The organism is uncultured Virgibacillus sp., assembly GCF_947495635.1.
Taxonomy (GTDB): Bacteria; Bacillota; Bacilli; order Bacillales; family Amphibacillaceae; genus Virgibacillus; species Virgibacillus salarius.
The window spans coordinates 97,117-112,742 of sequence record NZ_CANMAB010000002.1; the positions used below are offsets into that span (position 1 = coordinate 97,117).

Below are 15,626 nucleotides of genomic sequence, written 5' to 3' on the forward strand. Positions count from 1 at the left end.
CATGTATAAATCACTTCGCTCCATTATTACTGGGGCGGAGTGATTTTTTTGTAGTCTAGGAAATTTTAACGTACTTCCGAAAGAAGTCTCCAACTTCAAGCGTGTGAAGGGCGTAGCCCAACGGTAAGGGGGAGATGAATTTCGGTTGGGTGACAGCCCAAAGGCTTTTTTTCCTTTTTTGTTCAAAGCACAACCCAACAGTGAATGATCGAAATTCATCAATGCCTATAAAAGTGCCAGTTCAAGACTTAGCAAGATGGATTTTCTTCATGTCCGTAAAAAGTTATGGAAAGAAATGTTTTGGTCAAGAAGTTTTTGTTTGTTGACGACTGGCGGTTCGCCTATTGAAATAGTATTTTCACCGTTGATTCGCTCCAGTTGCTACGTTTCTAATCGGATGCTTGCGCTTTTGTTCATTCTATAGTTTAGCTGATTATTGCTTTTCCGCTAAAGTCTATACTTAATTTGATTGAAAACTTATCGATTGAGTAGGTAAACATAGATATTGCAATACGAATAAAGATAGGTTAAAATAACGGTACAACATAATATCGATTCCATCTTCGGGGCAGGGTGAAATTCCCGACCGACGGTAAGAAGCAGTTAATTGCTTTAAGTCCGTGACCCACAGCAGGCATTTTGCTGTGGCTGATCTGGTGCAAGTCCAGAACCGACAGTTACAGTCTGGATGGGAGAAGATGTCGAGCCAAGAAAAGGTGCGTTAGTTCGCACTGCTTTTTCCTAATGAATTTATGGTACCCTAAAGCCCCGGTTAGGCCGCGCTTTAGGGTTTTTCATTTGCTAACTGTTAGGCTCATATCCTTCATCACGAGATAGGAATCGATAATTGATGAAGGAGGAAAACGATGAAACGTAACATGCAATCATCAAAGCTATTAAAACTTATTATTTTATCACTTTTAGGTACCATATCTTTGCTCTTATTTTTCCTGAATTTCCCATTGCCTTTGTTGCCAGGCTATTTAAAAGTAGATTTCAGTGATGTCCCGGCATTAATGGCTTCCCTTATTTTTTCACCATTAGCTGGGGTTATTGTTGTAGCGATAAAGAATATTCTTTATTTAGCTATAAGTGGTGGTACAGATCCGGTAGGAGTTATTGCAAATTTTATGGCCGGGATTATGTTCGTCATTCCAGTATCCCTCTTATATCATAAATATAAAGGAGTCAAAAGTGTTGTTTCTGGACTAGTAACGGGAACGATCATAATGGCTCTGGGAATGAGTTTGTTAAATTATTTCATCATTCTACCTGCTTACAGCTGGTTTATGGGCTGGGAGGATATGTCAAATTCCGTTAAATGGTTCTCCGTTTACGCATATGTTCTTCCATTTAATGTAATAAAGGGTATCATCGTTGGAGCGTTATTTATCCCGTTATTTATTAAATTAAAAAGCTGGATTGAACAAAAACAAGTCCATATTGCTTCATAGAAAAAAGGGCGATTATGTAACGCCGTAGGAGTATAGAAAAACGCTCGTTTTTCTATACTCCTTTTGGTGTGCCAGGCATGTGCGCACGCTCTAGGGTTAAAGTCCCGAACGGTGAAGGTCGTCGTAGGCGTTAGCTGAAAGCAAGGGTATTCAAAGGAAGGCTTCGGAAGCGTTCCATCGTACTAGTAGAAACATTCTTTTTCAAGGAGTCTACGTAATTTGGCTGTGCTCGTATGCACATTTATTTTTATCGTTCGGGCTTTGGATTAACAATTTTAGCTTCGTACACCAACTTCAAAAGGGAGAATACACCATCGATTCTAGGCGAAATAGCAATAGCTTAAAGTTGCTTATCGATACTTGCGCAAAGGAAAATTTTCTTTATTGCTTTTTTTGTCTTTTTGAAACAATACCGATTGTGCATCTAGAAATGCATATGAGTGAGCCTTGCTCATCAGTAATCTTAATATCCCAAACCATTGTTGATTTTCCTGCATGAAGAGGGATGGCAGTAGCTGTTACTATACCGGTTCGCTTACTTTTGATATGATTCGCATTAATTTCAATGCCGAAAATAGATTCTTGCTCCATATCTGCGTGTAATGTAGCCCCAATGCTAGCAGCGGTCTCAGCAAGTGCAGCACTAGCACCACCATGTAAGTATCCAGCTGGCTGATGTGTACGTTCATCAACCGGCATCGTGACTACTACTTTATTCTTCGTCAATGTCTCAATTTCCATTCCTAATGTTTTCAGTAACGTATGGTCCATAGTATAATATCCCCTTATTAAATGTACATACTAATAACTAAAGATATCCCAAGTAAAATTCCGTAAATGGAGTTTGTTTTACCAGTTGCTGCCATTGCTGGCATCATTTCAATTGGCTCTGTCTTGCCTTTAAATTTGTTAATGACATCAACTGCTTTAATAATTCCAATAAATGTAATGAAAGACCATAGTGGGAAAATGTCTGCTATAATAAGCGTCGCAGTCGTTATGAAGGCTACAATGAACATCAATGCTAGAAAGCGGACTGCATTTTTTCTTCCCAAAAGTATAGCTAGTGTTTTCCGACCATTTTCTTTATCATTATCTAGATCACGAATATTATTAGATAGCATGATTGCGCCAATAAACAATGCTATTGGAATGGAAGCAATTAGTACCTCACCAGTGATCGTGTTTGTTTGGATAAAGTAACTAATTCCAATAATGACCGTACCCATTAGGAAACCGGAGAATAACTCACCAAGTGGTGTATAAGCTATGGGTAGAGGACCACCTGTATATAAATAACCAAATACCATACATATTAAACCGATAGCAGCTATCCACCAACTAGATTGAATACTTATATAGATACCAATTAAGATGGCAATTCCAAAAAAAGCAAGTGCTAAGCGGAGGACAGTTTTTGGCTTTATTCCATCACGAACAATGGTGCCCCCGATACCAACAGAATCCTCGGTATCTAGTCCTTTAGCATAATCATAATATTCGTTGAACATATTCGTTGCCGCCTGAATTAGCATGGAGGCAATTAACATTGCGATAAATAATAATATGTTAACATGGCCTTCTCGAAAAGCAAGCATAGACCCAACAAATACTGGAACGAAAGATGCTGTCAGTGTATGAGGACGTAATAAACGCCACCATACTTGAAAACCATCCTTTTCATTCATTGCATCCTTTATATTAACTTTATTTAATGATTGCATGGTATGCTCCTCCTGTTTTTGTACCAATATCATATTAATGATATGGAAATTGCTATATAGTGTCAACGTTTGGGTTTGATTTTCTTGAGAAACAGTTGAAAAGAGAATAGAATAAAGATGGAAGTTTTGTCATTGTTAGTTTAACGGAGGTTTATTCAGATGATTGAAGTACAAGATAAACAACTGGAAGAGATCTTGGAAGACGCAATTAGTAGCCTTTCTATTAATAAGGTCCAGCTTTGTAGCATAACGAAAAAGATTCAACCTAAAAATCCGGTTTGTTTTTTTGAAGCAGCACGACAGATAGAGAAGGATCGCGTCTTTTGGACGAGCACAAATGATGCATTTTCTATAGCTGGCGTTGGAAATGCGTATGATATCAGTGCTAATGAAAATCGTTTTCAACATATGGAATTAAAATGGAAACAAGTAATAGATCAAGCCATTATTCATAATTCGTTTGATGTTCCTGGTACTGGATTAGTCTCATTGGGGGGAATGGATTTTGATCCTAAAAAGGACCGAACCGAGCTTTGGGGCGATTTTCCAGCTATTCAATTTACTGTTCCAGAATATATGTTAACGAAATATAAGGAAAACTATTATTTTACAATAAATGTTTTGGCTAAAAAAACGGATCATCCTATTCAATTGGCAAATCAACTACGTGATACTGAACGTTTCCTTCTCACGCCAATAAAGGCAGAGAAGGAAAAACTACGTATGTTAACTACAAAAGTCATTGCACCTGAAGAATGGAAAAAAACGGTAAAGAAAGCAACGGAAGAAATCCGCCATACATCAATAGATAAAATCGTATTGGCTAGAGAAATGCGTGTGAAATTAAATAAAAATGCTAATATTGCCACGATACTGGATCAGTTGTTAGCAACCCAATCAAACAGCTTTGTTTTTGCTTTTGAACGTAACAACAATTGCTTTATCGGCGCTACTCCGGAGCGATTAGTAAAGATTGAAAATAAACAATTGCTATCAACCTGTTTGGCAGGCACTGCTCCTAGAGGGAAATCAGAAACAGAGGATCGACAAATTAGCAATCAACTGTTCCACGATGAAAAAAATAGAGAAGAGCATGATTTTGTCGTGCAAATGATCAAAAAAGGCTTAAATAAATATTGTGTCAATGTTCATGTGCCAGAGGAGCCGACTGTTTACCCATTGAAAAATCTACAGCACTTATATACACCTGTAACGGGAAAGTTAAAAGCAGGATACAGTATTTTTGACATTGTTGAACAATTACATCCAACACCTGCTCTTGGTGGTGTTCCTCGAAATGATGCGATAACATTTATTAGAGACTATGAATTATTAGATAGGGGTTGGTATGGCGCTCCTGTAGGGTGGCTAGATAGTAATGATAATGGAGAGTTCGCAGTAGCTATACGTTCTGCTCTTATTCAAAATGATGAAGCGTCTTTATTTGCTGGATGTGGAGTTGTAAAGGACTCTATTCCTGAAGCGGAATTTGAGGAGACACGGATTAAATTCACACCTATGCTTTCTGTTTTAGGAGGAGAATCATGAACCACACCGAGACGTTAACACGCTATACAGCAAATTTCATTGATGAATTAGCAAATAATGGATTAACGGATGCTGTAATTTCACCTGGTTCAAGATCTACACCATTAGCTTTGACTTTAGCCGAACATAAACAAATTAAAGAATGGATCATCATTGATGAACGTTCTGCTGCTTTTTATGCACTGGGTATTGCTAAGAAAACCATGCGTCCAGTTGCATTAGTGTGTACATCCGGTACTGCTGCTGCAAATTACTATCCAGCTATTGTCGAAGCTTTTTACAGCAGAGTTCCATTAATTATTCTTACTGCTGACAGACCTCATGAATTACGTGATGTAGGCGCTCCTCAGGCTATAGCACAGTTGAATTTATATGGAGAATATGTGAAGTGGTTTCAGGAAATGGCGCTTCCTGAATCAACTCCAGAAATGCTGCTGTATGCCAGGAATAAGGCTGCAAGGGCTTTTTTTATGGCAAAGGAAGGAAATTGTGGACCGGTTCACTTGAATTTCCCTTTTCGTGAGCCATTGGTCGTAGATTTTCAACTAGATAATTTGTGGGGAGATACTTGTAATACGCCATACCTGCCAACCTATGACGGAAAAAAACAGCTATCACCTACACAAATAGATCAGATGCATGAAAAGTTAAAGCAAAAGAAAAAAGGTATTATTGTATGTGGACCACAGACTGATCCTAAGTTAGGTGAAGTCGTTACAAAGCTAGCTGCTAAATGGCAAGTGCCGGTTCTAGCTGACCCATTATCACAAGTTCGGTCAGGAGAACATGCTAAGGATGTCGTCATTGATGGTTACGATGCCTTCTTACGGAATGAAACAATTCGTGAACTGCTCAAGCCTGAATTTATTATTCGTATCGGTGCGATGCCAGTTTCAAAGGCATACTTATTCTATGTGAAACAGCATAAAGACATTTTACAATTTGTCGTAGAGAATGACCGTGGGTTTCGGGAGCCAGCTGGTAATAGAACTGAGTTTGTCTTTGCAGATTCTGTATTATTTTGTGAGCACCTTACCGCAAATACAGAATTAAAGTTGGACAAAGATTGGCTGTATGAATGGCAACAAACCAATCAGATAACAAAAAAACATCTACTACGTAAAACAAATAATCAGGTTACAGAAGGTGAAGCAATGCGTGGTTTACTGGATGTTATTCCAGATAACAGTAGTATATTTGTTGGGAATAGTATGGCAGTACGGGATTTAGACACCTTCTTTTTAACAACAGAAAAGCGAATTCAGGTTCTTGCTAATCGCGGTGCTAACGGCATTGATGGCGTAGTATCTAGTGGTTTAGGCGCTGCCTCGAATGGGAGTAGATTAACACTTGTCTTAGGAGATCTTTCATTTTTTCATGATATGAATGGATTGCATGCAGCGATGCATTATAAATTGGATGTTACCATTTTACTTATGAATAATAATGGTGGAGGTATATTTTCGTTTTTACCTCAAGCAAATGATAGAAAACACTTTGAGGCTTTGTTTGGTACACCATTAAATATTAATTTTGAACATGTAGTTACGATGTATGGGGGGCGCTACTTTAACCCTCAGACTGAAAAAGAGGTCAAAGAGGCGCTGCTTCAGAGCTATGCAAATATGGGTTTATCCATTATCGAAGTAAAGACAGATAGAGAAGAAAATGCAGCATGGCACCGAGAGAAATGGCAGGCAATTGAAGCTGAACTATTGAAGGGTGGGGCATAAATATTGTATTTCTCCATTAATCAATCTAACTATTGGTATGAAATTCATGGTAATGGTGAGCCAATTGTTATGCTACATGGTTTTACGGGGAGCAGTAGGACTTGGAATTATTTCGTTAATAAATGGAAAAACAAGTGGACATTAATTACCATTGATCTACCAGGACACGGAAAGACAAAGGCGAAGGAGAAGTCGATGGAGGCTTGTTGTAAGGATTTAGATGCTTTATTTAATGCATTAAAGCTTTCATCTTTTTGTTTGCTTGGATATTCAATGGGGGGAAGAACAGCTATATCTTATGCCATACATTATCCTGAAAAGATAAAAGCCTTGCTTCTTGAAAGTACATCTCCAGGCATTGATACGCTTGAAGAGAGAGTTCAACGACAAGAAAACGATAGAATATTAGCCAATAGGATCCTTGAACAAGGGCTTGATTGGTTTGTGTCATATTGGGAAAATATACCGTTATTTCAAAGTCAAACGTCGTTACCCTTAGAAATAAAGCAATCTGTTCGTTATGAACGTCACATGCAGTCAAAAACGGGGTTAGCTGACTCGCTTTTACATATGGGAACAGGTTTTCAACCATCTTGGTGGGATGCTCTAGCGCGACTTACTAAACCTGTATTGTTACTTGCGGGTGAGTTAGATAAAAAATATTGTGAACTGATGAAGGAAATGGACAATCGCTTTCCGCAATCGTTGCTAACCATTGTATCTGAAGCTGGACATGCAATTCATGTGGAGAAACCAGAGATTTTTGGTAAAATAGTATCTGAGTATATCACGGATATTTATCTGGCTGATATATGCAATTAATTTACTAATTGATTACATACTACTTTAAGGAGGAATTATCATGCCTATTCAATGGGAAAAAGTAAGAGAATATGAAGAAATAATCTATGAAAAATATAATAGCATCGCCAAAGTAACAATCAACCGTCCTGAAAAGCGTAATGCATTTACACCATTAACTGTTAATGAAATGATTGATGCGTTTGCTGATGCACGTGATGATTCAGATATTGGGGTCATTGTTTTAGCAGGTGAAGGAGAAAAAGCCTTCTGTTCAGGGGGAGACCAATCTGTACGCGGGCATGGAGGATACGTAGGCGACGATCAAGTACCTAGACTCAATGTATTAGACCTGCAACGTCTTATTCGTACGATTCCTAAGCCAGTAATTGCAATGGTGTCTGGTTACGCTATTGGTGGAGGACATGTTCTTCACGTTGTTTGTGATTTAACAATCGCAGCAGATAATGCAATCTTCGGACAAACTGGACCGAAGGTTGGTAGCTTTGATGCTGGTTATGGAGCAGGTTACCTAGCAAGGATGGTAGGACATAAACGTGCTCGTGAAATTTGGTATTTATGTCGTCAATATAATGCAGAAGAAGCATATGAAATGGGTATGGTTAATACAGTTGTACCACTTGATAAATTAGAAGAGGAAACGATCCAATGGTGTGAGGAAATTTTAGAAAAATCTCCAACAGCTTTACGCTTCTTAAAAGCATCATTTAATGCAGATACTGATGGACTGGCAGGATTGCAGCAAATGGGCGGCGATGCTACTTTGCTTTACTACACAACAGATGAAGCGAAAGAGGGAAGAGATGCATTTAAAGAAAAAAGAAAGCCAGACTTTAAAAAATTCCCACGGTTCCCTTAAGCAATGCAGTCAAAAATAGTGATCTCTTACCTTTGCTTTTTTAGCAAAGGTTTTTTTCTTACATAGCTCTCTATTATAGATTAGACGGCAAACGATTGTAGAACGAAGGAGGTAGGAACATGCAAGATACGATACCACATTGGTTATCTAAACAGGCCGATATATCGCCCAATTGTGCAGCTATCCAATACGCAAATGGATATCAAATAACATTTCAAGAATTGAAGGAACAAAGCCAAATGTACGCGAAGAAATTAGCTACATGGGGAGTGAAGGAAGGCTCACATGTGGCTGTTTTATCGACGAATAAACAAGCGATGATTACTGCAATTCATGCAATTAGCTACTTAAAGGCAGTAGTCGTTTTACTAAATACTCGATTAACGAATGAGGAATTAACATATCAAATTAAAGATGCAGATGCTTCATTTTTAATCTATGCAGATGAATTAAAAGTGAAAGCTGTGCAAATACCCTGTTTAAATAAGGCTGTGTTTGAGGAAATAGATAATTATCACGAGCATGCAGATATTGTCCTTACCACGGAAATACAATTAAATACTCCGTTTTCCATTATGTATACATCTGGCACAACTGGCTCTCCTAAGGGCGTCATTCATACGTACGGAAACCATTGGTGGAGTGCAATAGGGAGTGCACTTAATTTAGGGATTCATTCTGACGATAAATGGTTAGCTGCTTTACCAATATTTCATGTTAGTGGCTTATCCATCCTTATTCGCAGTGTAGTTTATGGTATGTCTGTCTATTTATTAGAGAAGTTTGATAAAACTAGTGTCCAGAAAGCAATTATGCACGAAGGCGTTACCATCGTATCTGTAGTTACTGTAATGCTTCAACAATTATTGGAAGAGCTTGGAACCGATCGTTATCCAACTTCCCTTCGTTGTGTATTATTAGGAGGTGGACCTGCTCCTCGTCCATTATTAGAGCAAGCGAAGGAAATGAATGTGCCAGTTTTCCAATCATTTGGCATGACGGAGACAGCATCACAAATTGTGACACTTAGTGCAGGAGATGCGCTGCAAAAAGTAGGTTCAGCTGGTAAGCCTCTATTTCCAGCGCAATTAATGATAAAAGATCCAGATCATTCTGGTGTTGGAGAAATATGTGTAAAAGGACCAATGGTGACATCGGGGTATTATAAAAAGCGCGAAGCAACTAATAAGGCAATTCAAGGTGGGTGGCTGGCAACAGGTGATTTAGGCTATTTAGATGACGAAGGTTTTCTATATGTTGTGGAACGCAGGCATGATTTAATTATTTCTGGAGGAGAAAACATATATCCATCGGAAATTGAAAGTGCTCTTGCCGGTCATCCAGCAATTAAGGAAGTAGGCGTTACGGGGATCTCTGATACCAAATGGGGTGAAGTACCTATCGCATTTATTGTAACGAAATATCGACTTACTCTACAAGAAATTATGAGCTATTTAGATGAGCATGTAGCAAGTTATAAACAGCCAAAAGAAGTTTATGAAGTAGATGCTTTACCACGTAATGCATCCAATAAACTTGTAAGAAGTCATTTGAAACAGATTAGAGGTAAAGAAGGGTGTAAGCAGCTTAGGTAATTGTCCTCTCATTGATACGAGTGTGTATTTTGCAGTAGGTGATTTTGGATTTATTCCATGGATAGCTTGCTAATTAGGAATATGCTAGTGAGATTGATGAAAGCAATATTGTAAAGAACAAAATTTTAAAATTAATTGAAAATGATTATCAAAGTCATTGACGAATCACGAAAAAGCAAATACACTAAGGATAGCGCTTTGTATTGATCCTCTAAAAATACATATAACACGCACGATATTTTTGGAGGGAAAAGGGAGAGATTCCAATGCAAACCTTAACAGCAAATGATTTAACGCTAGGTTACGGGGATAATATAATTATTGACGATTTAAGTCTAGAGATACCTAAAGGTGAAATTACTGTATTCATTGGCGGAAATGGCTGTGGAAAGTCAACTTTACTTCGTTCGTTGGCACGATTATTGAAGCCTAAACAAGGGAATGTAGTATTAGATGGTGCAGCTATTGCAAAAATGGGGACAAAGGACGTTGCCAAGAAATTAGCGATACTTCCACAAAGTCCCATTAGTCCAGAAGGGTTAACCGTACATGAATTAGTGAAACAAGGTAGACATCCGTATCGTGGCTTATTAAAGCAATGGTCTGACGAAGATGAAAAAGCGGTTAATCACGCTTTAGATTCTACTAACATGTTTGATTTAAAAGATCGCCCCGTTGATTCATTGTCTGGTGGACAGCGTCAGCGTGCATGGATTGCCATGACTTTAGCGCAGGATACAGATATAATTTTATTAGATGAGCCAACAACTTACTTAGACATGACTCATCAGATAGAAGTACTTGATCTGTTATTTGAATTAAATGAGAAGGAAGGACGTACAGTTGTTATGGTCCTTCATGATTTGAATTTAGCATGTAGATATGCACATCATATTGTTGCTATTAAAGATAAACAGATCTTTGCGCAAGGGAAACCTGAGGAGATTATTACATGTAATCTGGTTCATCAAGTTTTTGAAATGATGTGTGATGTTACGTTCGATCCACGATTTGGGACACCAATGTGCATCCCTCATGGAAAAGGACGTTGTATATTTGCTAATGCTACAAATGCGATTAATTAATGCACATAATTTTTCATTTACCCGCTTATCAGAGCGGGCTTTTTTATTTTTCATACATGCTTCTACCTGCTTTTAGGAACATTAACTAAAAGGAGGTGTAGTTGAATGGGAAAAAAGAAATATTATATTAATATGGGATCAGGCGAGATTTCCAAGATAAAATATGATAATAATGATAATTTTGTTATACATGCTACTGATGATGAAATTGTATTATTGAGAGAAAAATTTAATGAGATGAATGCTGCAGGAGTAACTACTTTTTTTCGCGCTCACGTACCAGTTACACCCTATCATAATGATCAGTCTAATGATGATTATGACGATGAAATGACCGAAGCGTATCGTATGATATACGAATTAGGAGATGAAAGTGCGAAAGAACATATAAAGCATATGGGAATATTAGGAGATAGACCTCTTTAAAAGTAAGGGATAAATGCATTACGTGCATGTTATCCCTTTTTATCTCTTAGTTGATTTATTTCATGAAAATGTTTATTATTACCAATTACAAGGAATAGTATTGTATCTGTGAGCTTTTATATTCGTAAAGGAGGCAATTAACATTGAAAAGGAAGCTTTTCATGAATATAGTTTCTCTTTTGGGAGTTACTTTCTTAGCCGTTTTTCTAATTAGTACGGAAAAAGAGCCAATTCTTGCTGCTGCAAAAGTAGAGAAGCAATCGGTCACAGGAGTAGATAAAGGTATAGCTAATAGTACTTCTAATGAACAAGTTACGAATAATTTAAGTCATGATACAATTATGAAGCGAACCAATCAACTTTTGGATTTCCTGCAACAGGATACGGATGAAAGTTATCAAGTAATAACATTTAATACCAAACAAGAGCTTTTAGAAGAATTCTCTAAAATTGCCACAAAAAACGTTGTAGAACCTTATATTGATTATTATTATCAAGAACGGTCAAATGGGTTGTATATTATTCCAATAGAAATCCCACCATGGATAGATGAGAACAATTCATATCGTACCATCCCAGTACATAATGACAAGGTTAAGCTTATCCAGCATAATAAAAGTGCATTACATGGTAAGTATACGATCGAAATAGAGTTCACTTATGAAGATATTTGGAGAATATCTAATATCAAACATAGCTAAATAAATACGGTATTGGTAAAGGCGTTGAAATAATGTATACATTCAGAGACTATTACAATAATGAAATTAAGTTATCATTCGATTATCTTCCTTTTTCCAAAAACCCTAAACATGTATGGATTGTCTGTAAATATCGGGGACAATGGTTATTAACCAAACACAAAGATAGAGGGTTAGAATTTCCAGGAGGTAAGGTGGAAGAAGGGGAAACACCGGAGGAAGCCGCAATAAGAGAAGTAAAAGAAGAGACTGGTGGGTTAGTGAAAAATATGAACTACATGGGACAGTATTTTGTATCTGGTAAAAAGGAAGATGTAGTAAAGAATGTGTATTATGCTTCGATCCAAGCACTAGAAAAACAGGACACATACTATGAAACAGATGGGCCGATACTCTTAGAAACTATTCCATTAAATGTGAAATATCAAAATTGCTATAGCTTTATTATGAAAGATGACGTTCTTGAGCATTGTATTCAATATATACACCAGCATTATTAAAAATCGCCCTTTATTTGGGCGATTTTATATATTTATTAGGAAGATGAATGCTTGATCAGCCACGCTTCCATTCGTTCTACAAATTTGTACATGATGGCAGCGAAGATAGCAATTAATACTAAGCTTGCCATGACTAATGAAAAATCAAACACTTGGAAACCATAAATAATTAGATATCCAAGGCCCTGTTTAGATACGAGAAATTCACCGACTATAACCCCAACCCAGGATAATCCTACATTTACTTTGAGGGTGGAAATCATAGCAGGTAAAGTGGCTGGAAAAATGGCATGTTTAAATATTTGCCATTTACTAGCACCGAAACTAATTAATACTTTCTCAAAATTGGGATCCACTTCATTAAAAGCTGAATAAACAACAAGTGTAGTGATGATAACGGATATAATTGCTCCCATTGCTATAATTGAAACATACCCAGGTCCTAGTGCCACAATAATGATAGGCCCTAACGCTACCTTTGGCATAGCATTCAAAATTACCAGGTAAGGATCCATTATTCTAGAGAAACGCTTCGATGTCCATAAAGATATAGCTAGTAGTATGCCGAATAGTGTACCAATTAGAAATCCAGCAATGGTCTCCAGTAGTGTGACTTCAAGGTGGGTAAATAACGAGCCGTTACTAAATTTTTCAATGATTACTTGACAAATTGTAGTAGGCGAGCTAAATAATAATGGGTCGATCCAATAAAGCCTGCTAGCTATTTCCCACAGTAGCACAAACGTTATAAGTATACTTACTTGCCAAGTATATACGATTTTAGTTTCTTTTTTAACTTTACTTAAATAGGCCTTAAACAGTCGTTCATCCGTATTAGTCGCCTTCATTATTTATACTCACCACCTTTTTTGTTTGTACATTTTCTCTTTGATCAAGCTCCTCCCAAACCTTATCAAAGAGGATTTGATATTTAGGGTGTCGCCTCACAAGTAAAGGTGGTTCATTTCTTAATTCAATTGGCACTTCAAAAACCTTTGAAATGGTTCCAGGATTCGCATCCATTACGAATATGCGATCACTCATAGCAATTGCTTCGCCAATATCATGTGTTACGAGAATAGTTGTTTTATGGTAAGCTTTTAATAATTTTGATACTAGCTCTTCTAATTTAAGCTTTGTTTGATAATCTAAAGCAGAGAACGGTTCATCAAGAAGTAGAATTTTTGGATCATTAATTAGAGTGCGTACAAGGGCAGCACGTTGCCGCATCCCCCCAGATAAAGAACTAGGATATGCATTCGCGACCTCTGCCAATCCTACTTCCTTCAATAGTTTGAGGGCTTTTTGTTCTGTGTTTTTTGAATGTGTATGAGTGATTTTTGGTCCTAGTAAAACGTTATCCACAATGGTTTTCCAAGGAAATAAATAATCTTGCTGAAGCATGTAGCCGATTTCAGATGCTGTCGTTTCAACTTCCTTTTTTTGTAAGCTAACCTTTCCTTCGGTTTGTTTAATAATACCTGCAATGATTGAAAGTATTGTTGATTTTCCACATCCACTAGGACCTAATAAGGCAATAAATTCTCCTTTCTGGATAGAAAAAGAAATATCATCTAATGCCTTTGTATAATTATTTTTCGAGAAATAATAATGTGAGACATGATCTAAGGTTAGAAATGACACCTTTACTCACTCCTTAGTTACGTATTACATCCTCTGCGATCTCTGTATTCACGAGCTCTTCGTATGGTACATCCTCAGGTAATTCACCAGCTTCATTCATTATTTTCTTCAAATTATTCCATTCTTTCTTATCTAGGACAGGATCGGTTGCAAAGGATGCTTGGCTTTTGTAGCGCTCAATGGATGCGGTAAGCATTTCTAGTTCTGTATCTTCAAAGTATGGTTGGATTACTTGAGCAATTTCTTCGGGGGTATGTGTTTCAACCCATTGCTGTGCTTTATAAATAGCTCTAGTGAATTTTTCTACGTCAGCTTTGTTTTTGTCAATAAAGCTTTGTTTAGTCATATATACTGTATAAGGTACGTGACCGGACTCTTCACCAAATGAAGCGACTATATGTCCTTTTCCTTCCTTTTCAAACGTACTGGCAGTTGGTTCAAATAATTGAACGTATTCCGCTTCACCAGATACAAATGCCCCCGGAATGTTAGCGAATTCTATATTTTGCTGTAAATCGAGATCTGTCTGTGGATTAATACCATGCTGCTTTAGCACAAATTCTCCAACCATTTGCGGCATTCCTCCTTTCCGCTGTCCAAGGAATGTTGTATCCTTTAGGTCTTCCCATGTGAAATTTGGTTTAGGTTCTTTTGCTACTAAAAAGGTGCCATCTGTTTGGGTTAATTGGGCAAAATTAATCGCATAATCTTTGGAGTTCTGAGCATAAACGTAGATGGAAGTCTCTGCACCTACTAAAGCCATATCAGCTCCTTCAGATAACAGGGCAGTCATTGTTTTATCCCCACCCCAAGTTGTTTGCAGTTCTACATCTAGGCCTACTTCTTCAAAAAAACCTTCCTCTAGAGCTACGTATTGTGGGGCGTAAAATAAAGAACGAGTTACTTCCGCTATTTTGATCGACGTGTTTTCCTTCGAATTACAAGCAGTAAGAGTTATAATTAACCCGCAAGAGATCAGGATAAAAACCATTATTTTTTTCATTCTATTCGACCCCTTCAAATATTTATATGTCAACACAGTTTATGAACAGCTTAGAAAATGTGTGAATGCCTAGAAAAAAATAAGTCAAATGAATAGATGATCGAATAGTACGAAAATATTTATGGAACAGAAACGCAAGCTCCCGAATAGAAACGTAGCACTTGGAGCAAGTCAATGGAGATAAAGGAAGCACGGTAGCTTGCAAGCCAATGATGACTTAGATTAGGACGATTCGTGAAGTCGCCTCGTTTCTGGGCACTAGAGCTGGACGCAGCTCAATACGCTTTATAATTTACTAGACTAAAAAAAGGGGCTGGGACAAAACCCAGTAAAATAAAAAGTGGTACTCGCCAATAATTTGGTAAGTACCACTTTTTTTGAGATTTATGTACGCAAAAGGGATACCTTCTGGTAAAGTTAAAGTAATCACACCCAAACAGAACCGGAGGTATCCCTTATGTTTAAACATTATACCATGAATCAAGTCGTTTTGCCTTTAGATTTTGAAATGAAATTACAAGAAAATGATATC

The 15,626-nt window shown here is 37.4% G+C and carries 15 protein-coding genes, 1 pseudogene and 1 riboswitch; of the genes and pseudogenes, 11 read left to right on the top strand and 5 right to left on the bottom strand.

Annotated features, from left to right (window positions below; all coding sequences use genetic code 11):
- Positions 1 to 178: 178 nt before the first annotated feature.
- Positions 179 to 424 (top strand): annotated as a pseudogene (locus Q1A47_RS01110) (transposase); the annotation flags it as partial.
- A 131-nt stretch (positions 425 to 555) separates the two neighbouring features.
- Positions 556 to 704, top strand: a riboswitch (FMN riboswitch).
- A gap of 162 nt (positions 705 to 866) precedes the next feature.
- On the top strand, positions 867 to 1,454 hold the full coding sequence (locus tag Q1A47_RS01115) for an ECF transporter S component (protein ID WP_205388750.1): 588 nt from the start codon (positions 867 to 869) through the stop codon (positions 1,452 to 1,454).
- 381 nt (positions 1,455 to 1,835) lie between these two features.
- Here Q1A47_RS01115 and Q1A47_RS01120 read toward each other — a convergent pair whose 3' ends face one another.
- Together Q1A47_RS01120 and Q1A47_RS01125 are read right to left on the bottom strand one after the other, a co-directional pair.
- A complete protein-coding gene (locus tag Q1A47_RS01120) occupies positions 1,836 to 2,225 on the bottom strand; it encodes a hotdog fold thioesterase (protein ID WP_026681515.1) in 390 nt (129 codons plus the stop codon).
- A 17-nt stretch (positions 2,226 to 2,242) separates the two neighbouring features.
- Positions 2,243 to 3,178 (bottom strand): 1,4-dihydroxy-2-naphthoate polyprenyltransferase, encoded by a 936-nt coding sequence (locus tag Q1A47_RS01125; RefSeq protein ID WP_166529783.1) that lies wholly within the window; start codon positions 3,176 to 3,178, stop codon positions 2,243 to 2,245.
- A 159-nt stretch (positions 3,179 to 3,337) separates the two neighbouring features.
- Between Q1A47_RS01125 and Q1A47_RS01130 the strand changes: the two genes are divergently transcribed.
- From Q1A47_RS01130 to ytkD, 9 genes are all read left to right on the top strand, one after another.
- On the top strand, positions 3,338 to 4,726 hold the full coding sequence (locus Q1A47_RS01130) for an isochorismate synthase MenF (RefSeq protein WP_026681513.1): 1,389 nt from the start codon (positions 3,338 to 3,340) through the stop codon (positions 4,724 to 4,726).
- On the top strand, positions 4,723 to 6,459 hold the full coding sequence (gene menD, locus Q1A47_RS01135) for a 2-succinyl-5-enolpyruvyl-6-hydroxy-3-cyclohexene-1-carboxylic-acid synthase (protein WP_026681512.1): 1,737 nt from the start codon (positions 4,723 to 4,725) through the stop codon (positions 6,457 to 6,459). Before Q1A47_RS01130 ends, menD begins: the two co-directional genes overlap by 4 nt.
- Before the next feature lie 3 nt (positions 6,460 to 6,462).
- Positions 6,463 to 7,281, top strand: coding sequence for a 2-succinyl-6-hydroxy-2,4-cyclohexadiene-1-carboxylate synthase (gene menH, locus Q1A47_RS01140; protein ID WP_026681511.1), 819 nt, complete (start codon positions 6,463 to 6,465; stop codon positions 7,279 to 7,281).
- A 40-nt stretch (positions 7,282 to 7,321) separates the two neighbouring features.
- Entirely contained in the window at positions 7,322 to 8,140 is an 819-nt protein-coding gene (menB, locus tag Q1A47_RS01145) for a 1,4-dihydroxy-2-naphthoyl-CoA synthase (protein WP_166529784.1), read from the top strand.
- 119 nt (positions 8,141 to 8,259) lie between these two features.
- Positions 8,260 to 9,735 (top strand): o-succinylbenzoate--CoA ligase, encoded by a 1,476-nt coding sequence (locus tag Q1A47_RS01150; RefSeq protein ID WP_121605563.1) that lies wholly within the window; start codon positions 8,260 to 8,262, stop codon positions 9,733 to 9,735.
- A gap of 266 nt (positions 9,736 to 10,001) precedes the next feature.
- Entirely contained in the window at positions 10,002 to 10,820 is an 819-nt protein-coding gene (locus Q1A47_RS01155) for an ABC transporter ATP-binding protein (RefSeq protein WP_026681508.1), read from the top strand.
- Between the two features lie 105 nt (positions 10,821 to 10,925).
- Entirely contained in the window at positions 10,926 to 11,246 is a 321-nt protein-coding gene (locus Q1A47_RS01160) for a hypothetical protein (RefSeq protein WP_026681507.1), read from the top strand.
- A 161-nt stretch (positions 11,247 to 11,407) separates the two neighbouring features.
- A complete protein-coding gene (locus Q1A47_RS01165; RefSeq protein ID WP_166529785.1) occupies positions 11,408 to 11,947 on the top strand; it encodes a hypothetical protein in 540 nt (179 codons plus the stop codon).
- Positions 11,948 to 11,979: 32 nt separating this feature from the next.
- Positions 11,980 to 12,447 carry an RNA deprotection pyrophosphohydrolase gene (ytkD, locus tag Q1A47_RS01170; RefSeq protein WP_026681505.1) on the top strand — a complete coding sequence of 156 codons (468 nt, stop codon included), beginning with the start codon at positions 11,980 to 11,982 and terminating at the stop codon, positions 12,445 to 12,447.
- Between the two features lie 35 nt (positions 12,448 to 12,482).
- Here ytkD and Q1A47_RS01175 read toward each other — a convergent pair whose 3' ends face one another.
- From Q1A47_RS01175 to Q1A47_RS01185, 3 genes are read right to left on the bottom strand one after another with little or no spacing between them, the layout of a single operon-like run.
- Positions 12,483 to 13,295: an ABC transporter permease gene (locus Q1A47_RS01175; RefSeq protein WP_166529786.1), complete on the bottom strand. Its 813-nt coding sequence runs from the start codon at positions 13,293 to 13,295 to the stop codon at positions 12,483 to 12,485.
- Positions 13,282 to 14,091 (bottom strand): ABC transporter ATP-binding protein, encoded by an 810-nt coding sequence (locus Q1A47_RS01180; protein ID WP_026681503.1) that lies wholly within the window; start codon positions 14,089 to 14,091, stop codon positions 13,282 to 13,284. Before Q1A47_RS01180 ends, Q1A47_RS01175 begins: the two co-directional genes overlap by 14 nt.
- Positions 14,092 to 14,104: 13 nt before the next feature.
- A complete protein-coding gene (locus tag Q1A47_RS01185; RefSeq protein ID WP_026681502.1) occupies positions 14,105 to 15,094 on the bottom strand; it encodes an ABC transporter substrate-binding protein in 990 nt (329 codons plus the stop codon).
- Positions 15,095 to 15,626 lie beyond the last annotated feature (532 nt).